The organism is Paenibacillus sp. FSL K6-1217, from assembly GCF_045040735.1.
Lineage (GTDB): Bacteria > Bacillota > Bacilli > Paenibacillales > Paenibacillaceae > Paenibacillus_AQ.
On record NZ_CP150271.1, the window covers coordinates 3267428 to 3288167 of the forward strand.

Annotated in this window: 16 protein-coding genes; 2 read left to right on the forward strand and 14 right to left on the reverse strand. The window is 52.5% G+C overall.

Annotated elements, in window-relative coordinates:
- Nucleotides 1–870 precede the first annotated feature (870 nt).
- Nucleotides 871–2274 (reverse strand): class I SAM-dependent rRNA methyltransferase, encoded by a 1404-nt coding sequence (locus MHH28_RS14460; RefSeq protein WP_405116009.1) that lies wholly within the window; start codon nucleotides 2272–2274, stop codon nucleotides 871–873.
- Nucleotides 2275–2374: 100 nt separating this feature from the next.
- On the opposite strand from MHH28_RS14460, the gene MHH28_RS14465 reads away from it, so the two are divergent.
- Nucleotides 2375–3364: a Na/Pi cotransporter family protein gene (locus MHH28_RS14465; protein ID WP_405116011.1), complete on the forward strand. Its 990-nt coding sequence runs from the start codon at nucleotides 2375–2377 to the stop codon at nucleotides 3362–3364.
- Between the two features lie 152 nt (nucleotides 3365–3516).
- Here MHH28_RS14465 and MHH28_RS14470 read toward each other — a convergent pair whose 3' ends face one another.
- The 13 genes from MHH28_RS14470 to MHH28_RS14530 form a co-directional block, all read right to left on the reverse strand.
- Complete coding sequence (locus MHH28_RS14470; protein ID WP_405116013.1) at nucleotides 3517–3912, reverse strand: hypothetical protein; 396 nt, start codon at nucleotides 3910–3912, stop codon at nucleotides 3517–3519.
- 80 nt (nucleotides 3913–3992) lie between these two features.
- On the reverse strand, nucleotides 3993–6200 hold the full coding sequence (locus MHH28_RS14475; protein ID WP_405116015.1) for an Ig-like domain-containing protein: 2208 nt from the start codon (nucleotides 6198–6200) through the stop codon (nucleotides 3993–3995).
- A gap of 474 nt (nucleotides 6201–6674) precedes the next feature.
- Entirely contained in the window at nucleotides 6675–8024 is a 1350-nt protein-coding gene (gene mtaB / locus MHH28_RS14480) for a tRNA (N(6)-L-threonylcarbamoyladenosine(37)-C(2))-methylthiotransferase MtaB (RefSeq protein ID WP_405116017.1), read from the reverse strand.
- A 3-nt stretch (nucleotides 8025–8027) separates the two neighbouring features.
- Nucleotides 8028–8792 carry an RsmE family RNA methyltransferase gene (locus MHH28_RS14485; protein ID WP_405116019.1) on the reverse strand — a complete coding sequence of 255 codons (765 nt, stop codon included), beginning with the start codon at nucleotides 8790–8792 and terminating at the stop codon, nucleotides 8028–8030.
- A gap of 163 nt (nucleotides 8793–8955) precedes the next feature.
- Nucleotides 8956–9639 (reverse strand): site-2 protease family protein, encoded by a 684-nt coding sequence (locus MHH28_RS14490; protein ID WP_036700539.1) that lies wholly within the window; start codon nucleotides 9637–9639, stop codon nucleotides 8956–8958.
- Between the two features lie 2 nt (nucleotides 9640–9641).
- Nucleotides 9642–10700, reverse strand: a complete 1059-nt coding sequence (gene prmA / locus MHH28_RS14495; protein WP_405116021.1) for a 50S ribosomal protein L11 methyltransferase — start codon at nucleotides 10698–10700, stop codon at nucleotides 9642–9644.
- A gap of 90 nt (nucleotides 10701–10790) precedes the next feature.
- The gene (locus MHH28_RS14500; RefSeq protein WP_405116023.1) at nucleotides 10791–11369 is read right to left on the reverse strand and encodes a DNA-3-methyladenine glycosylase I; all 579 of its coding nucleotides are present in this window, start codon (nucleotides 11367–11369) and stop codon (nucleotides 10791–10793) included.
- 111 nt (nucleotides 11370–11480) lie between these two features.
- Entirely contained in the window at nucleotides 11481–13142 is a 1662-nt protein-coding gene (locus tag MHH28_RS14505; RefSeq protein ID WP_405116025.1) for a DUF4179 domain-containing protein, read from the reverse strand.
- Nucleotides 13102–13599 (reverse strand): RNA polymerase sigma factor, encoded by a 498-nt coding sequence (locus MHH28_RS14510; RefSeq protein ID WP_405117098.1) that lies wholly within the window; start codon nucleotides 13597–13599, stop codon nucleotides 13102–13104. Before MHH28_RS14510 ends, MHH28_RS14505 begins: the two co-directional genes overlap by 41 nt.
- Nucleotides 13600–13846: 247 nt before the next feature.
- On the reverse strand, nucleotides 13847–14758 hold the full coding sequence (locus tag MHH28_RS14515; protein ID WP_405116027.1) for a methyl-accepting chemotaxis protein: 912 nt from the start codon (nucleotides 14756–14758) through the stop codon (nucleotides 13847–13849).
- 175 nt (nucleotides 14759–14933) lie between these two features.
- Nucleotides 14934–15308, reverse strand: a complete 375-nt coding sequence (locus MHH28_RS14520) for a hypothetical protein (RefSeq protein WP_405116029.1) — start codon at nucleotides 15306–15308, stop codon at nucleotides 14934–14936.
- Between the two features lie 157 nt (nucleotides 15309–15465).
- Nucleotides 15466–15603 (reverse strand): YfhD family protein, encoded by a 138-nt coding sequence (locus MHH28_RS14525; RefSeq protein WP_405116031.1) that lies wholly within the window; start codon nucleotides 15601–15603, stop codon nucleotides 15466–15468.
- Nucleotides 15604–15680: 77 nt separating this feature from the next.
- Nucleotides 15681–16040, reverse strand: coding sequence for a hypothetical protein (locus MHH28_RS14530; RefSeq protein WP_405116033.1), 360 nt, complete (start codon nucleotides 16038–16040; stop codon nucleotides 15681–15683).
- Between the two features lie 536 nt (nucleotides 16041–16576).
- Between MHH28_RS14530 and MHH28_RS14535 the strand changes: the two genes are divergently transcribed.
- Entirely contained in the window at nucleotides 16577–20662 is a 4086-nt protein-coding gene (locus MHH28_RS14535) for a S8 family serine peptidase (RefSeq protein WP_405116035.1), read from the forward strand.
- Nucleotides 20663–20740 lie beyond the last annotated feature (78 nt).

Sequence of the window (20740 nt, forward strand, 5' to 3'; positions counted from 1 at the left end):
GAATTCTGACACTCTATGCGACACCAGAATCTATGAAAACTCTCGTCTCAACAGTATAGCATACCTCCACCGCGCGCTCCAGAACGTACGTTTGCCATTGTTTGCAAATGTACAAATAAGAAGACTCTTCCGGACCGCACAAACAGGTAATAGGTTAGACATCAGTCGCAACCTGCTTTTCAAAAATTCCCAATAGAAAAAAGACTTCCCCTAGAATCTGTACCTTGATTTAGGGGGAACGCCTGGGCGGCCGGGACAGGGAAATCAACTATTGAAGGGGGAGGATGTTACTGAGCTGCGGAGGGACGGATGCGGGACTCGGGCGGGTGGCGAGATTCGGTTGGCACGGGACTCATACGAGTGGCACAGTTCGGGCGGCGCGGCGGGCGCGGGACTCTGGCGGGTGTGGTTGCACAGGTAGCGTATGTACTTTAGGTGTATTTGGCACAACTAAAAGCGGCCAAAACGGCGCGTTAACAGGTTTAACTGTATTCTCTGCAACTAAAAATCCGGTTTTCACCTCCACAGACACATCAAGCCGTTTTTAATTGTACCGAATACAGCTATCGCAACAATTCGTGTTTTGGGCTGCCTTTTAACTGTGCGAAATACATCTATTTGTATTAGCGCGTAACGAATGTTTTCCCTTCTCACAGAACGTTTACCGCCCTCTCCCTCTGCCGCCTTACATACTTATAATGCAGTCCTATCTGCAGGCAACATTGCATCATAGCTCATACAGATTGCTCTACGCCAAAACGCCACCAATTAAATCCCAGAACAATTGTATTTTGACAATAAAAAAGAGCCTCTATCAAAGAGACTCTTTCTGCACTAACCAGCTAAGCCGCCGCGCCGGGTCTATTGCTTCTATTTACTCCGTACCTCAAAAATGGCGAACTTCAGATAATGCCCTTCGTCCACGCCGAGAATCTGCGGATGGTCCTTGCCTGCGGCCCGCCATTCGATCAGCCTCAGCACCTTGCCTGCATCCTTGGCCGCTTCCATGATCGTATCAAGGAACAGCTGCGGCTGCATGTGGTACGAACAGCTGGCCGTGACCAGATATCCGCCGTCATTCACCAGCTTCATGCCCTGCAAATTGATGTCCTTGTAGCCGCGCACGGCCCCTGCGACTGCGCTTTTGGTCTTGGCAAAAGCAGGCGGGTCCAGAATCACGACATCCCACGTGCGTCCGCCCCCGGCTGTCATCGGCTTCGCAGTGTCCGCCTTGGCAGCCGGTTTGCCTGCGGTGTTCCCTTCCGCTACTGCGCCGCCCGTCGCCCGCTCAGACCGCTCCTCCTGCCCCTTGACCTGATTGCGCAGGAAGGCAAATGCATCATCCACCACGAATTCCACCCGGTCGCTGAACCCGTTGATCTCCACATTGGCCTTTGCACTCTCGATAGCATGCGCGGATACATCCAGGCAGGTTACCTTCTTGGCGCCGTACTTGCAGGCATGCAGCGTGAAGCTTCCCGTATGTGCGAAGCATTCCAGCACAGTTGCCCCATCCCAGTAAGGGAATGTAACAGGCTTGCCGCTTTTATTGACTGGCAGTGTCTGGATGGAACCATCCCCGGCTGCTACGCTCTGCAGTGTAATTCCGCTGCGCCCGCCCCAGCCCTTCATCAGCGGGGCAATCGATGCCCTGTTCTCCCGCTGATCGAAGAAGTAGCCGGTCTTCTGCCCCTCTTCAATATCAACGATGACCTTCAGCCCGTTCTCACTTACGGTAATGTGACGCGGGCATTCGCCGTAGAGCACACCCGTGGTCTGTTCCAGCCCCTCCAGCTCCCGCACACTGACATCGCTGCGCTCATAGATTCCGCGCGGCGCCACCACCTGTACCAGCGCCTCCACAATCTCGGAGCGGTGCTGATCCATAGCCAGTGTCAGCAGCTGCACCACAAGCACTTCACCGAAGCGGTCAATGATCAGCCCCGGCAGAAAATCCGCTTCCCCGTACACCAGACGGTAAGCATCCGCCCCCGGCAGGAAGCGTTCTCTGTGCCGCAGACAGTCCGCGAACCGCTGTGCAAAAAACGCCGTGTCCATCGCCGCCAGCTTATGCTGCGACACAATTCTTACCCGGATCTGCGAAGCCGGATTGTAATACCCGGTAGCCAGATACCGCCCCTGATGAGTCAGAACATCCACCAGTCCCCCTGCCTGCGGCTCTCCGTCTACGGATGCCACTTCGCTGGCGTAGACCCATGGATGGCCCTGCTCCAGTCTTTTTTTACGGTTTCGTTCCAGAATTACTGATGCCAATACCTTCAACTCCCTGTTCTTGTTGCCAGATTAATATACATGTCCTATGCCTGGCGTTCATATATTGGTACAACCCCCGTTCAAAAAGGAGCCTGTCCTTATGATCCGTGAACTGTTATTCCCTGTCCTCTACGGTCTTGTCATATTCCTCGCCGGTATGAAGGTGATGGAAGCCTCGCTGTCACGGCTGGCCGGTCCGCTGCTGAAGCGCAGCCTGCACAAGGCTACCTCCACCCCGGCCAAAGGCCTGATAGTGAGCGCCCTGCTGTCGGCGCTGCTGCAGAGCAGCACCGCTGTAACGGTGCTGACTATCGGCATGGTCAATGCCGGGCTGCTGACCTATGCCCGCACGCTTGGCATTATTCTCGGCAGCAACATCGGCACCTGCCTGACAACGGAGCTGATCAGCTTGCAGATCAGCACACTGGCCGCGCCGCTGCTGATCGCGGCGCTCTGCCTATGGGCCGCAGCCGTGATGGCCGGCGAGCTGGCCCCGCAATCCTGGCGGCTGCTTGAGGCCTGCCGCCGGATCTCGGGACCGCTGCAGTTCATCTGCCTCGCGGTCACCGGCTTCGCGCTCATCCTGTGGGGCATCGCGGTCATGCAATCCATCGGCCCCGCCCTGGAAGGCAGCGCCCTCTTCCGCTGGTTCCTCGGCCATGCCGCAACCAGCGCTCTCTGGGGGCTGGCCGCCGGAGCTGTGCTGACGGCGATGGTGCACAGCAGCGCCGCAGTCATCGGCATGGCGATGGGCCTCGCCGCCAGCGGCGTGATGCCGCCTGCGCTTGGCATTGCCATCGTACTCGGCGCGAACATCGGCACCTGCGTCACTGCCGTCATTGCCGCCATCGGCAGTACGCCATCCGGCGTATTCGTCGCCTGGTCGCATGTGGCGCTGAATATCGGCGGCGCCCTGCTCTTCCTGCCCTTCATCCAGCCGCTGCAATCCCTGTCCGCCTGGATCGGCGGCGGACCTGCCGCCCAGCTCGCTCATGCCCAGACTATTTTCAACGTCATCTGCTCGCTGGGAGTACTCCCTTTATGCTATCTGCCCGTCTGGTCCCGGCTGGAGCAGCGGCTGCAGCCCTGAGCCTTCCAAGAATCATAATCGCAGTCCTCATTATACTTCAAATCCGCCGGACAGTACTAATCCAATCTGCAAGGGAAGTATAATCAACAAAGGCGAGATTCATGCAAACCTATAGAAAAAAGACCCAGGGCACCATCGCCCCAGGTCGATATTTACATCAGCTTCTTAATCTTATCCAGCGGTAATTCAACAGCCTTAGAGACCGCTTCGGGAGAAAAACCACCCAGCAGCAATTTACGGATTAGCTCCGCCTGACCTTCTTCTTTTCCTTCAGCTTTGCCTTCCTCGATACCTTCCGCTTTGCCCTCTTCATATCCCCAACGCTTCCAGGCTGGCATTAATTCCATAATGGCTTCTCCCTCCTCCGGGTAATGAACAATTAATTCACTTAGAATCTCCTCATCCTGTGCCCGGTCCGGCTTAAAATACAAATCCGCCACTGACATAATCAGTGCCAACCGTCCCTGATCTAATCGTGTCCTGAGCTTGATGAACATACGCAGGAATTCCCGCCGTACTTCTCTCGCTTCTCTTGTAGTATAACTCATCACAAAAAAACCTGCACACCATCCACATGGACGAATGTACAGGTCTTCTTGTTGCCGCTCAAACCGCCAGCAGGTTTACACTATTTCACACTAACAGATACCGAGACTGTCTTAGTTCCCAGTTTTCCTTTAATAGATGCACTCCCCTTGCTCACTGCTGTAATCATCCCGATGGCATTCACCTTGGCGACTGCAGGCTTGGAGCTGGTCCAGACCATGCTTCCGGTGACAACCGCAGTGCGGCCGGTATCATACAGCGCGGTTACCACTACGTTTTTGCCCGCACCCGGTGCAAGGCTCAGCCGGTTCTCACTGACCGTAAGCTTCATTAGCTTGGGAACAACCGTAATCTTAACGCTCGCCTGGATTCCCTGGTAGGAGCCGGTCAGGGTAGTAGTCCCCTCTGCCAGTGCTTTGACGGAAGTCCCCTTAATGGAGGCCACAGCAGGGTTCGAGGATTCCCAGTTCATTGCACTCGAGAAGTTGGCAGATTTGCCGTTTGAAAAGTATCCGGTGGCCTTAATGGACTTGGAGGCCTTGATATTCATCTCCAGCGTCGCCGGCTCCACCACCAGCTTCACGACCTTCTGCTCAATCGTTACCGGAACACTGATTGTCTTGTTGGAATAGGTACCCTTCAGGGTGGCTGTACCTTTGACCAGTCCCTTAAGGGTCTTGGCTGTGCTTGTCTGCTTCAGAACGGCATTGCTGCCGCTAAGCTCCCACTTGATACTCCCCGATACATCCAGCTCATCGCCATTCTCCAGCACAGCCTGGACAGCAGGCAGCGGAAGCTCTTCGCCAATGACTACTGTCAGCGGTTCATCCGGTCCGATCAGGACCAGCACTTTATTCTGAACCGTTACATTCAACTGAACAGTCTTGGACCGGATCGCCGCAGCGGAAGCGGATGTCACTGCGCCTGTCTTCAGCTTTCCGGTCAGGACAGCCGTGCCTGCCTTGCCGCCGACAAACTTCCCGTCCTTGATGGACACAATCTCTTCATTCGCAGAGGTCCACTCTATCTCCTCGCTGATGTCCATCTTGGTTCCGTCATACTTGGTACCGTTCACCTTCGGCAGGCTTACCGCATCCGCCGTGTATATTTCCTGCTCCGTCTTCTCCAGACCCAGCTCAGTCAGAGTTGGAAAGACGGTGATCTTGAAGCTCTTGCTGATTCCCAGATAGCTGGCCTTAATGATTGAAGTTCCTACCGCTTTACCTGTAACAGTGGCATAAGCGTTGCCTGCATCCGCCGTATTGGCGGTCACTGTAGCGTTCATCAGATTATCGGAGGTCCAGACAGCGGATGCTGTTTCGTTCGAGGTCGAATTGACGGCATTACGCATAGCCGCGGTTACATTCAGACTCTCCCCCAGGAACAGCGACTGATCGCCGGAAGGCGTCAGCAGAAGTGCTTCATAAGGCGCACGCACATAAATATCCACCGACTGCGTGACTCCCAGGTAGCTTGCGGTGATGACCGTTTTACCCACACCCAGGATGGTAATCTCGCCATCTTTTACAGTAGCTACGCTCTCGCTGGAGCTGCTCCATTCCACCTCATTGCCCAAGGTGATTTCCGCACTTGCCGAAGTGGCTTTGGTCTTGGCGCTCAGCTTCACCGGGCTATCCCCGACCAGCATTTCCATTTCCTTGACGACAATGTCATTCTTATCTTTCAGTACAATAGCAGCATAAGGAAGCTCTACCACCGCTTTGATCGTTTCGGTTAAGCCTTTGTACTTGGCGGTAATGGTAGCCTTCCCTTCACCGACCAGCGTAATCTTGCCTGCAGCAATGGTCAGCACACCTGTATTCGAGCTGCTCCATTCCGCGTCCTTCGTTACATCCTTCTCCGTAGTGGCTGAGGTTCCGCCGATAGCGGTTGCCTTAACAGACAGCAATTCCTCTTTGTCGCCTAATTTATAGCTGCCCTCTGTGCTGCGGGTCAATTTCAGTTCCTTGTAGGAATGGGTGACCGACACCTCTACAGAGGCTATCGCATTATTGTAGGTTGCAGTAATTATTGCCGTTCCGGCATCCACCGGTCTAAGCTGGCCATTGAGTACTGTAACGACTTCGGTCTTGGAAGAAGTCCATGTCGCGGCTGCCGTCACATCCCGTTTGGAAGCGGAGCCCTCCACATTGGCATATACCTTAAGCTGCTTCGGTGACTGGCCCACGGTAAGTTCTACCTTGGCTGCGCTGTCGAATTCAATAGAGATAGTGTCTCCAGCAGCGGCAAAGACGTTTACCGGAAAAGCGGCCACAACGAGCAATATCATAATGAGAAGCGTTTTTGTCATTTTCCTGTACACGGTCATCTGTTCTCTCCTTAGACGGTCTGATTATCGGTGGACTTTTTTCCCACTCTCTTCCACTATATCGACAAATCCGGCCCAAGTCTTTACCCCATTGTCCATATTTCACGAATCCCGGGCAAATTCAGGTCTTTGTGACTATATAAATTGTATATAAAAAGCACATAAGATTAGCAATTGAAGCATGGTCGTCGTTGCGGTGAACATTTGGCCCTCCGGCCGCTATTGTATTTGGATTTCTTGATTAGAAGCGCTTCTCGCGGTAGAAATCCAAATACAAAGGCGGACGCTATCGCTCCTACAGTTCCAAATTCCCCCTCCGCCACTTTTCCCAATCTGTTTTTTTAAGTCCAATTTAAATAGATAATTACGGCATAACGAAAAAAAGGATGTCTTCCTGCCGCCGAAGGCACAGAAGACATCCTGTATACATCTGTCCTAGCGGACACTTTCGCGCAGTCCGGCGGCCGGCCGGCTCACACTAACAAGCTCACCCCGGCATTCATTCACGCCTGCTTCGGTTATCTTCACCTGGCAGAGCTCACCCTGCAGCGAATCGTCGCCGCTGAACAGAACCTGGAGATAGTTATCGCTGAAGCCATGCTGTATACTGCGTCCCGCCGAGCCTTTGGCGGCCCGCTCCGGAATGACGGACAACGTCTTGCCGACGAAGCGCTTGGCATAGGCCAGCTGCATCTCCTCGGAGAGATCGATCAGCTCCTGCACACGCGCATTCTTGATCTCTTCATCGACCTGATTCAGCATCCGTGCGGCCGGGGTTCCGGTCCGTTTGGAATACGGGAAGACATGCATCTCGGAAAAGTTGACCGCCTTCATGAAATCATATCCGGCGCGGAACATCTCATCCGTCTCGCCCGGGAAGCCGACGATCACATCCGTTGTAATCCCCACATCCGGCATAGCCTGGCGGATCAGCTGCATTTTAGCGTAATACTCTTCGGTCGTATACTTCCGGCGCATCGCCTTCAGCACCTCGTTATGTCCCGCCTGGAGCGGAATATGCAGATGGCGGCACATCTTCGTGCTGCGGTTCAGCACCTCCAGCAGCTTCTCATCAATCTGGCTCGCTTCAATCGAGCTGATGCGGACACGTTCCAGCCCGTCCACCTGATCCAGCTCCCAGAGCAGATCCGCGAGACGGTAGTTATCCAGATCGTCCCCGTATCCTCCGGTATGAATGCCGGTCAATACGAACTCCTTGTATCCGGCCTCCACCAGCTGATGCGCCTGCGCAACAATTGATTTCGGGTCACGGCTGCGCGACAGACCGCGCGACCAGGGGATGATGCAGAAGGTGCAGAAGTTGTTGCAGCCATCCTGAATCTTCATGAACGCCCGCGTCCGGTCAGCGAACCCGGGCACATCCATCTCCTCGAATTCACGCGTCTTCATAATGTTGCGGACCGCATTCACCGGCTGGCGCGACTCCTGAATATTCTTCACATGCATCATAATCTGTTCACGGTCCTGGTTGCCGATCACCAGATCGACTCCGGGAATATCGAGAATCTCTCCGGGCGAGGTCTGCGCATAGCAGCCGGTTACCGCTACAATCGCCTCGGGATTGCGGCGGACCGCCCGGCGGATCATCTGCCGGCTTTTTTTGTCGCCCGTATTGGTCACCGTACAAGTGTTAATCAGATAGACATCGGCGGAACCCTCGAAATCCACCTGCTCATACCCCTCATTCTTGAACAACTGCCAGATGGCTTCGGTATCATAGAAATTGACTTTGCAGCCCAATGTATAAAAAGCTACAGATGGCATGATTTAAGCTCCTCCCATTTCTCCGGATTCATATAAAATGCAGGCGGCGGCCACCATACCTGCGGTTTCACAGCGCAGAATACGCGGCCCCAGCCCGACAGAGACCACTCCGGCTTCTTCAGCCTGGCGGCATTCCTCCGCGCTGAAGCCGCCCTCCGGCCCTACTACAATCATCACCTTGGCCGCAACACCCTGCGGAAGCGATGCCAGCCATGGAGCAGCTGCACTGCGGAGCTGCAAGCCCTCTTCCTTCTCATAGCAGAAATAGACAGCATCATACCCGCTGAAGCTCCCCAGCAGCTGCTTCCAGCTGAGCGGCGAATGCACTTGCGGAACAATATTCCGGTGCGCCTGTTCCGCAGCCTCCTTGCAGATTTTGCGCCAGCGCTCTACCCGCTTGCTCTCCTTGCGCTCATCGTACTGCACGATGGTACGCTCCGAGAGGAACGGCGTGAAGGCCACAGCCCCGATCTCGGTGCATTTCTGAATGACCGTCTCCAGCTTGTCCCCTTTGGGCAGGCTCTGGGCAACGGTAATCTGGATACGCGCCTCATGGGTCATGTCCAGAGGCTCCAGTATGCTCACGGTGACGATGCCGATCTCTATGTCAGCAATCTCGGCCAGCGCCTCGCGGGACACGCCGTCGCTGACAATCAGCTTGTCCCCGGCTTTGCCGCGCATGACCTTGGCGATATGGCGGGCGTCTTCACCATCAATGCTAACCTTGTCTTGTCCGAACTGTGCCGGAGCTACGAAATAACGCTGCATCTCTCAACCTCATTCTGTCCGTTATTCAGCGTAAAAGCGGCGTAGTCCCCGCCAATTCAGGTCCCGGCCGCCGCTTCACACATATCATTCATCTACTTAATAATCACATTATATTCTACAACGTTTGCCATGCACTGAACAGTCCCTGTCCATACTGATCTGCTCAGACCCCGAACATGCCCAGGAACAGCCGGACGAAATCATTGCCGGTCCTGCTAGCCCAGTAGCTAAGCGGTTCTATCGTATAGGCGCGCAGACCCGGAATGAAGATAATCAGCAGAAAAAGGAAAACCGTATACTGCTCATACTGCTGAAGTCTTCCCCGGATCGGACGCGGTGCGATATCCTCTACGATCCGGTAACCGTCCAGCGGCGGCAGCGGAATCAGATTGAACACGAAGAGGAAGAAGTTGAAGTGGATGAACATCCCGAAGAACCAGTACAGTGCCTGAAGCACCTGGTCGTTCTTGATCGAATCCATTGTCCCTGTTCCCAGCAGAATCGCATAGATCAGCGCACCCAGAATACCCAGCAGCAGATTGCTGACTGGCCCGGCGGCCGAGACGATGACACCCATCAGGCGGGGACGGCGGAAGTTATCCCGGTTCACGGGAACCGGACGCGCCCAGCCGAAGCCCGCAATCAGCAGCAAAATGATGCCGAAGAGGTCAAAGTGCACCGCCGGATTCAAGGTCATACGGCCCAGCAGGCGTGCTGTGGGGTCCCCGAATTTATTGGCAAAATAGGCGTGTGCGAATTCATGCACTGTAAACGCAATAACAATCGTAATCAGAAAAAACGGAAGCTGCTGCAAGGGATATACTAAAAATTGATCCAGGGAACCCATCTCTACCTCTTTCCGGCTGTGAACGCCACCCAATCTTCTTCGCGGGTTACTTCTATAATATTGAAACCGGAAGACTTCAGCGCTTGCGCCACAAGCTCTTCCTTGTCCTTGTAAATACCAGAGGTGATATAGATCCCCTCAGGCTGAAGCGCACGGTAGACATCGTCCGTGAACAGCACAATAATCTCGGCCAGAATATTAGCCACTACGACCCGGACCGGCAGAGTCACTCCCAGCCCGTCTGCCGCCGGAGCAGCAACAGGGACGGCCTCTTGGTCAGCCGTGTTGCCCGGACGGGCTGAAGGCCACATCTCTCCGGCTGCGGTATCCACCGCCCCCTCACCGCCCAGCAGCGAGAGCAGGTCGCTCTCCTTGACGGTGATCGCTGACTCCAGCCGGTTCAGCGCCACATTCTCGCGGGCGCTCTCCACGGCGACCGGGTCCAGATCCAGCGCCAGGACAGAGGCGGCACCGAGCAGCATCGCTCCGACAGCAAGGATGCCGGAGCCAGTACCTACATCGATGACCTCGTCACCGCTGACAATGTGCTTCTCAAGAGCGCGAAGGCACAGCGCCGTTGTCGGATGCGTCCCGGTTCCGAAGGCCATGCCGGGGTCGATCTCAATAATCTTTTCATCCGCAGAGGCCGGGGTATATTCTTCCCATGTCGGCTTAATGGTCAGCCGCTCCGAGACGCGCAGCGGCTTGAAATACTGCTTCCACGCATGGGCCCAATCCTCCTCATCCACCGTCTTCCAGGAGATCTGTGCCAGCCCGGGGTCGATGCCGAATTCTCTCAGTTCCTCCACCCTCGGCGTCAGCTCGGCCACAACAACGTCCATGTCCAGCGTTTCCGCATAATATCCTTTAATGACCGCTTCCCCTTCGGGGATGTCATTGAGCGGTTCATCGTATAATTCGCCGTAACGTGTATCCCGGGTTTTGTTCAGCGTCCCGGATTCTTCGATAGAGACTCCGCCCGCTCCGGCCTCAACCAGCAGATTGGATATCATCTCCTGTGCTTCTTCCGTGGTATGTACCGTCAGTTCGTGCCATAACATATGAATAGATCCTCCTAAAGGTTAACAACAAATATGAAGCATATCTAGGATAGTATAGCATTTCTTACCCGTTCAGCGCCAAACTGCGGTTCAATGCTCTCCCTCGGCCCCGCTGCTGCGGCAAAAACAATCCAGCACGTGGTCATCCACCATCCCGGAAGCCTGCATAAAAGCATAGCAGATCGTCGAGCCGACGAACTTCATCCCTTTGCGCTTCAGCACCTTGCTCATCTGATCAGACTGAGGCGTAGTGGCTGGCACCTCTCCCCTGCTCTTCCAGTGGTTCACTACCGGTGTCCCGCCGACGAAGCTCCACATATACCCGGCAAAACTGCCCTCCTCCCGGCAGATCTGCAAGTAAACCTGCGCATTGGTAATCACCGCTTTGATTTTCAGACGGTTGCGGATAATCCCCTCATTTTGCATCAGCTCGTCAATCTTTTTCTCCCCGTACAGCGCAATCTTCTGCGGATCAAATCCGTCAAAAGCTTCACGGAAGCTCTCCCGCTTCTTCAGCACCGTATACCAGCTCAGTCCGGCCTGCATGCCCTCCAGCATCAGCAGCTCGAACAGCTTCAGGTCATCAACCAGCGGCTTGCCCCACTCTTCATCATGATAAGCTATGTATACAGGGTCCGAGTTTACCCAGTCGCAGCGCTTTAGTTCCATCGTGCCTCTCTCCTTTGTTATATGATCCTTCAGCTGTACATAAGCCGTATCTACTAACTGTATACGAAAAAAAGAGAAGAACACAAGGTTCTTCCCGTTAAAATAATGATACTATTGTCCTTGCAGTTGTACCCGTGTCTCTTTGTCCGGTTCATTGGTAGAGTAGAAGAACATGTATATTGAAGCTTCTGTGCCTTTAAAATCCTTGTATACGTCCATGCTGTGATTGTTTCCGTCTCCACGGAAGCCTACTGTAACTATTTTACCCAGGATTCGATCTTTACCAGTGCCGATATGAGTCTGATTAACGCCGCCAAAATGGGGATCATCGCTCTTCATCTCTACATAGAGATCCGCACCCTGCATATAATAGGTCCACTGCACCGGGTAACCGCCGGTTTGCCGGATTAGCGTCTGCTTTTCGCTGGAAATATTGGTTAATTTCAGTGGTTTCTTGTCATCCTCATGCCGGGTAACCTTATAATTACCTACAAGCGTCATGGGCGTCGTCTTTGTGATCTCAAGATCTACCGGCCGTTCGAAACGCAGCGTTCTCAGATCCTTGTCCTCCGATGTCGAATACCACAATCCACCTTCCAGCTTCTGCCCGCCTACCTCAAGACTATAATTCACATATGGCAGCTCAGCGAATTTGGCTTTAGTCCGGATGGACACACGGATTTGTGTAGGTGTTACAACCATTTGCTCAATCCGGTTACCGGCGTCTTCCGCTTCCAATGGCAGATCCAGAGCCGTCTTCATCGTGGCGCCTGCCATCTTCTTTTTGCTTAGCTCGAAATCGAATGTCCATGGGCCATCAATGTTACGTTCAAGCTTGGTGTAGCTGAGTTTATATGCCGTCTCTGCCTGAGGGACGTCAACAGGATTGTAATACTGAAGTGAGGTATATTCCCCGTTATCCCCCGGCTTGCCCATTGCACCTGGCTGAGAGTTCTTGACAGGCTCTCCAGCTCTGTAGGCTACGATTTGCGGGAATGCCAAGTTCTTAGCTTCCTCGTTCTCAAAAATTGCAGCCGTGGAGAGCATCAGCCGCTCATTCCCTTCCTTAAAGGGCTGAACACTAAAGGACTCCAGCCCGTCCCGGTTCACCGGGAAGCTCTGCCGCTCCGGCGAATCCGTATCCAGCTTCAGCTCTACCTCCTGCTGGGAATAGGACTGAATCCCTGCTGCGGTCAGACTTACCTTGACCGTCTCCTGTCCCGGACTCCAGTTCGTCTCAAAATAACCATTGTACCGTTTGTTCTTCTCATCCCACTGCTGGTAGTAGTATTCATTGTCATCGCCGTTCCCATTGGCATCCTTAAGGGACATTCCGTTCACATTCCACAGTCCGTTACCCTTATCTCCCCCAACATCGAGACTATAAAGAATTACAGTCCGGTTCTCATCAGAGAGCGCTGTATGCAGCGTCAGGGTTACTCCATCCTTAGTTATCGTCTGGCCCAGCGGCTGACCCAGATTCTTGGACAGTGCAGCCTGTACACCGCTTCTATGGTTGAGCAGATTACCCCAGTCGTATTGCACAGCGGCATATACAGGAACAGCCATCAGTACTACGCTGAATGAGGCTGCGACAGTGACTTTTCGCCAGTTACGATGGCGGACCGGGCTATACGCTCCCGCACGGCTGCCCCCCTTGGAGGAAGCATATCCGGCCTGCTCCATCCGGCCCCACATTTGCTCGAAATCAGGGTAATTCAGCTCCTGATCTTCATTTAAGCGACGCTTTAACTGCGCTTCGGTTCTGTCCATATTCATCGTCCTCCTTCGTGATGGGCTGAACGCCCGCTTCTTCCAGAATCCTCTTCATCATGCGCAGCCCCTTGTGCTGTCTGGACTTCACGGTCCCGAGCGGAATATTCAGCATCCGGCGGATTTCCTCCAGACTGAAATCATGCATATACCGCAGAGTCAGCACCGCCCTGATCTTCGCCGGCAGCCGGGACATGTATCCCGCCCATTCCAGCTTCGTCTCCTTCTGCTCCACCAGCTTGTCTACCAGAGGCTGCGGATTCTCCCTGAACATATGGAGATGAGCCGTCAGCTTCTGCTGCAGGCTGCTCCTGCGTTTCAGATGGTTCAGGCAGGTGTTGACGGTGATTTTCATAATCCAGGCCTTTAAGTATTCAATGCCCTGCCACTCGCTGCGGAAGAGAGTGATGAACACCTCCTGACACAGATCCTCAGCATCGGCAGCATCGTGCACCATATAGTAGCAGGTGCGGTATACCTCCTTGCTGTAGGTCTGGAATAATTCCTTGTTATCCAATTGAGCATTCCCTCCTTTCTGGTTCGTCTGCTTCTTATAACAACTCCGGGCGGCAAAAGGTTCATTATCTGCGATAATCCTTCTGTGTGTACTAAAAAAGCAGCATGTCCACCTGAAAAGCACAGGCTGCATACTGCTTACGATAGAGTGTCCGGAAATAGCTGATTTGCTTCAGGGCAGGCACGTCTCAGATAATGTTCATGACTTCACGCGCCTGATCGTCCAGTTCCTGCGCAGAGGTAGCGATCAGCGTGAATTCATTCAGCGCCACTTGGATCTGCTGCTGACTGAGCTGCACATTATCCTGCACCAGGTTCAGTCCGGTGGATATTCTGTCAACCTCTTCCGTAATGGCCTGCACACTGTTTCGGACTTCGGTGATCTGATCCTGGACCATCGCGGACAGCTTTCTTACTTCCTTGGCCACCACATCGAAGCCCCGGCCGAATTCTCCGGCATGTGCAGCCTCAATCGCCGCATTCAGCGCAAGCAGATGGGTCTGGGACGCAATATCACGGATGGTCTGTACTACACCGCGGATCGCAGCCGCCTGCTTTTGCAGATTCAGCAGCGTTTCGGTGTTCTCACTAGATACTTCTGCAATCCGGTCAATACTCAGCAGCAGCTCCTGACTCCGTTCAATTCCTTTGTCGGCGCGCTGATTGAGGCTATCTGCCATTCCCTGCATCTGCTCCACGACATGACTCATGTTATTCTGTCTGTCCGTAATATTGGTCGCCACCTTAGATACGCCGATGACATGGGTATCTGTCTCATCAAACACCGGCATATAGGTAGCTTCGAGCCAGACCGAATTCCCTTCTGCATCCATCCGTTCAATTTTGTCCTGGAAGCTCCGGCCAGCCATCAAATTCTCCCAGAACAACTCATAATCGGGGCTGTTCACGAATGCGGGGAAGCATAGCTGCCTGTGCTGCATGCCGTACATCTCCTCCACTTGATACTTCACGGATTGGGCAAAAAGCTCATTAACATAGGCGACACGGCGGTCCAGGTCAAACCGGATCATGGCGAGATTCTTTTCCAAAGCTTTGACAACCAGTTGGTCTGTAACTACTTGGTCTGATGAATGTTCCATGTTGACTGCTCCCTATACATCTCGATTTTTAATGGATATGCGGACGACACTCACTTATTTCACTTTACTTCTATTAACGGCTCTTTCGGCTTTTGGGATTACATTCATTCAAAATAATAAGACGCTATAACTGATCCCATTCAGCGCCGGACAGGTTGGTACCATTATGTACTAACTACTTTCTGGGGTCGTAGTCCCCCATCTTGATCCCCCATACACTGTCCTTCCGGTATGCAGCCGCTTCCCGCAGCTCTGGAAGTCTCTTATCCTGCGGATAGTGCCGCTCCAGATATTGGACGAAAGCCTGGCGCAGGCCGATCTCATTATCCAGCTTGTTGAATTCATTGGGGTGCTTCTCCATTACAGCGATTGAAGCTTCCCAGCCTCCAAGCTCTGCCGACTCCGACTGCCCTGAGAGGACCTTGTCAGCGAGCATTCGTAACTCCCGGTAAGCTTGTTTCACTTTGGAGGAATAGACCTGCTTTTGGTTCAGGAAGGTTAACAGCGCCACCAGCAGTGCCAGCCCTATCCACATTATCACTGTATTCACTTATGTATCCTCCCGGCTTCGCATATCCCTCCATTATACACGCCACAACACAAAAATACCCCACTTACGCAGGGTATTCATCGCAACAATTCGTCTGTTCATCTCTTCTTGACTTCACCCATACCCTCATATCCGGCATTCTGATAGCAGGTCTCCGCTATTCTTTCTTCATGATCTCTTCCAGCTGCCGCTTGTCAGCTTCCCGGGAACGGTCCATGGCTTCAACATCATCCTGATCTGCTTCAGCTGCCGAGAATTCAACGTCCTCTGCCTTCGCCTCGTAGAGCATTTTCATTTTTTCGGTTTTGGAAAAGATTTTCGAGTTCTCTCTGTCCATCGCTGTAATCAGCCTCCAATGTATTAGTCTGAGCCTCAAATCATTCCGCCGGCTTCCTCTATAAGCGACATCGCCTGACTGTGGACAGCCGCATCTACTATAACCGTCAGCAGAATATTTCTTCCGGTCGGCCCGCCGTCCCCGCCGTGACTCATCCCGCTCCCGCTCGTATGTGCCGCAGCTAATATGCCCGTATGGTCACTGACAGCCGTCATCGAATCCATGCTCGCCAAATTTCCGGTAACCGGGTTCACTCCCGGCTCCTGCCCGCTCCCCCCAAACCTGCTGAACCGGTCAATCGAAATCTCCTCTGCTCGTAATGCCTGGAGCTTGCGGGAGACCCCTTCCGCTTCTTCCGGGGTTTTGAAGTAGGCCAATATACTTTTTTCAGACATGGGAATTCCCCGCTTTCTGCCTGGTGTCCATTCGTACAAGCTTACTTGGCTATTTTGGATTTCCGGACAGGTATTTATACATCTCCTCTCTGGAGATTCCTTTAAATGGCGAAATCAGAAAGTCAGACATAGATCTTTCTATTTTGGTTTCCGCTTAGCATGGATGTCAGTATTTATGACGAATTTTGTTTTATTGTCTGTTATTTTGTAATTTTTTGTCTTTTTAAATTTGTTCAGCAGATTAAAAACCCCTAAGGTGTAACATAACATTCCACGTAAAATGAAAACATTATCAAAACTCTTAAATTTTGTGTGGATTTTACAAATAACCAGTGGTAAAATCTTCTTAATATTTTTCCTAGTAATCTTGACGGAAATAAACCGGATTAATAGAAAAGGAGAATCCGTCTACTGTCTGTAGCAGGAGAGATGTAAGCCAGAACAACATCATATTGTGGAGGGGATTACATTTGGAGTGGACAAAATTACCTCGTAAGCTATCATTACTAACTTTATCATTGGGTGTGGCTGCAAGTATGATTCCGGGTGCGGCATTCGCCGCCAGCAGCTTGAAGGCACCCGTATCAGGCACTCATTTTCCAGCCTTGAATGAAGCGAATCAGCCTTATATTTCTCCACAGATTAATACCAAATCCTCGAATCTTGTCAGGGTTATCGTTCAACTCAGCGGTCAGCCTGCCGCCGTCGGCAAGTATGCGGCCAGACAAGGAATTACAGCGCTCGCTAATACAGCTACTGAAGCTGCGGTGAACAGCCAGCAGGAGGAAGTACTTGATAAGGCTGAAGCCAAGAAGATTGACCTCACCGTCAATTACAAGTACGACACGATTCTGAACGGCTTTGAAGTCACCGTTCCGGCTGACAAAATTCCTGAGCTGGCGAAGATCTCCGGGGTGTCTTCCATTTATCCGAACAGCACCTGGTATGCGCTCCCTGACCAGACCGTGACCGAAGTGACTTACAGAAACGACAATGCTCCCCTGAAGCAGATTCATGCCGACTGGGCAGCAGACCAAGGCCTTACCGGAGCCGGACTGAAGGTCGGTGTAATCGATACCGGTGTAGACTACACGCACCCGGATATTGCTGCGGCTTATAAGGGCGGCTATGACTCCTTCTATCAGGACAATGATCCCTATGAAGAAGTTCCGCTGACTCCGGAAGAAGATACCGAATATGGTGTAGGCTATGCGGGAACTTACCATGGTACGCATGTAGCCGGAACCATCATCGGTCAGTATGCAGCTAAGGGTGATGTGGCTCAGAAGGGTGTTGCTCCCGGGGCTGACCTGTATGTCTATAAAGTATTAGGGCGCAATCTTGACAAACCGGACACTTCCTCCGGATCTTCCGCTCAAGTCATTGACGGGATTGAACGTGCGGTGAAGGACGGCATGGATGTCATCAACCTGTCGCTCGGCTCCGATTCCGAGAAGGATGTCAACTCTCCTGATTCCATCGCGATTAATAATGCCGTACTCTCTGGAGTAACTGCTGTCATTGCGAATGGGAATAACGGAAAAAAAGGTTATTTCTCCATGGGTTCCCCTGCTGCATCTCAGCTGGGAATCTCGGTAGGTGCTGTTAATAGCCCTCTTCAGGCGTTCTCGGGCGAATTCCGGGCACAAATCCCGAACTCAGTCACTTCGGTGACTTATGACACCTACCAACCGTTCCATGTTATGGCTTATGAGCTAGGCAAATCTGATTTTGCTAACATTTTTGGTACAGGTCCTGTCAAGGTCGCCTATGCTAAATTAGGAAAACCTGAGGATTACCCTGCTGGCGATCTTAGTGATACCATAGTTCTGGTGTCGCGTGGTGATCTGACCTTTGATGTCAAGATTGCCAATGCCAAAGCCCGTAATGTAAAAGCACTTGCCATATTCAATGGTGATTCCAAAACGATTGATGACATCAAAGTTCCAAACCTTGATGATCACGTCAAAGGCCAAGATGGCCTTAGCCGAGATGGCTTTATGGGCTTCAATTTCGGCGACGGATATCAGAATGTTCCAACACTTGATATTCAAGGTACATTCGGACGTCAATTGGCACGGGCTATCGATGCCACAGACGAAAAAACTGCCACCTTTATTTTTGACCCGGACTACCCGGTAGAAATGACGCTAGGAAATGCAATCACCGACTTCTCCTCACTGGGGCCAAACTTTGACGGTAATCTAAGCATCAAGCCGGACATTGTTGCTCCTGGCGACGGAGTATTGTCCACTTACCCTGCTTATGGCAAAGGCCATTCCGACACTGATTATTCTAAGGCCTATGCTCGCCTCAGCGGTACAAGTATGGCCACACCGCATGTAGCAGGCTTGGCGCTGTTAATCAAACAGAAACACCCAGACTATACGCCATTTGACATTCGTGCAGCTCTGGCGAACACGGCAGATCCTGTCTTCTACAAAGATGAGCCTGAAGACTTTTATCGTCAAGGCCCTGGACGCGCCAATGTAGAAAATGCCATCAACACACCGGCACTGCTGCAAGCGATTGAGCCAATCTCCATTCTGGACAAGAACTTTGTCTCCCAGAATGTGATCAACTACAATCCGTCCACAAGCTTTGGCACATTGCTGCCAGGTTCTGAAGCTGCGAAAGTCATGCAGTTGAAGAATATGAGTGATAGCTCGCTCACCTACTCCGCCTCCGTGGAATGGAACTATGGTGACCCCAAGGTATCTGCGGTTCTCGATAAATCATCAGTAACTGCTGCTGCAAAAGGTGCCTCCACGTTCAACCTGAAGGTCACCGTTGCTGCTGATACCGAGCCGCAAATGCTGCAAGGTAATATCGTACTGAAAGCAGACGGACAGCCAACACTTCACTTGCCGTTTGCAATCAATGTAGATAAGACTACAGAACAGCCTAGCTGGGGCACAGGCATTCAGGAAGCTACACTGAGCCAGCCAATCGTCTACACCAATTCAAGTGCAGTGCTGAACTACAAATTGAAGGCAAAAGATATTAACTACTATGAAGTGAATCTGATTGGCCTTGATGATGTAAAAAAAGGCTCCTTCCAGGTATCCACAACCGGTACGCCGGATAAGTTCTTTGAGCCAGGGAACTACAGCACGGTTATATCATCCACTTATCACCCATATGACCACAACGGTGATCCAATCCTGGATGCCAGCGGCAACCCGGCAGTAGCCAGCCTGACCGATGGCGTATACAAGCTTGAGGTTCTCGGCATTACCGCAGAGGACAACACCAAAACACCAATCAAGATTGACTACAATAATGATGAATATTACAGTACCTATACCTCATTCCGCTTTATCACTGTCTCTGACAGTGGAAACAATGGCGGCGGTAAAGGTGGCGGAGTAGTAACACCTGTAGTAACGCCTACACCCGTGGTAGTTCCAGGTCCTGTAAAGTCTCTTGTTGAAGAAGGGGTTCAACAGGTAACGGTAACACCTCTAACTGCATCGAAAGATGGTGTAACGACAGTTACCGTCAGTGACAGCGATCTGAAGGCCGCTCTGGCTAAAGCTGCTGCTGCCAAGACAGCCGTTGTGATCTCTGTCAGCAGTATCGCAGACAAGACAGCCGAGCTGAGCCTGACGGCAGAACAGTTGAAATTGCTGGCTGGTGCTCAAGCAGGCAGCAGTGTTATTGTAAACATCGCCGGATCTGCTGTATCCTTGCCGGTATCCTTGCTTGCGGCTTACCCTGCAGGCCAGAGCTTGAAGCTAGTAATCAAGCAAGAGCCGGATGCGGCCAGCAAGCTGATTGCAGGTACTCCGGGTGCCAAGGTCATCGGAACTCCGGTATCCTATGAAGCTTCATGGACTACAGCTACAGGCAGCACTTACTTGAACGTTCCAACCAACGTGTTCATCAAGCGCACCTTTACTGTACCAGGCAAGATTGAATCGAAGACTGCAGGCGTCCTGTTTGAAAAAGACGGACTGGTGACTCCGGTTGCTTCGGTCTTCACACCACAAGCCGATGGAACAACCCTTGTGACCGTAAGCCGTCCTGGCTTCTCCGTGTATGCAGCAGTCAGCAAACCGGCAGCAGCCTTCACCGACATCGCTAATTCCAAATCAGCTGTTGCCATCCAGACCTTGGCCGACAAGCTGATTATCCAGGGAACCTCGGCAACAACCTTTGCGCCGCAGAGCAACCTGACCCGCGCTGAGTTCACAGCACTGTTGACCCGTGCACTGGGTCTGCGTACTGACGCCAGCGTGACCTTCTCCGATGTGAAATCAACGGACTGGTACGCCAAGGATGTCGCCGCAGCCTCCAAGGCCGGTCTAATCTTGGGTATCGGCAATGGCAAATTTGCCCCAACCCAGAAGGTAACCCGTCAGGAGCTCGCTGTCATTCTGGACAGAGCAGTGAAACTGACAGGCACTGAACTGAAGGCTGTTGCTAATCCTTCGTTCACTACCTACTCTGACAGCGCTAAGGTTGCCCCTTATGCCAAGGACAGCCTGCAAGCCCTGACCAAAGCCGGCATCTTCGCCAGCGAATCAGGAATTGCCTTCAATCCAACAGCTCCGGCAACCCGTGAGACAGCAGCCGCTGCACTCTATGAATTGCTGAGCAAGAGCGGATTGATCGAGTAGAAGAACCAACTCCTCTAAAAACACCAAGTAAAGAGAAAGTAAAACTAAAGCCCCTTCGTTTCCTAGTCAGGAAGCAGA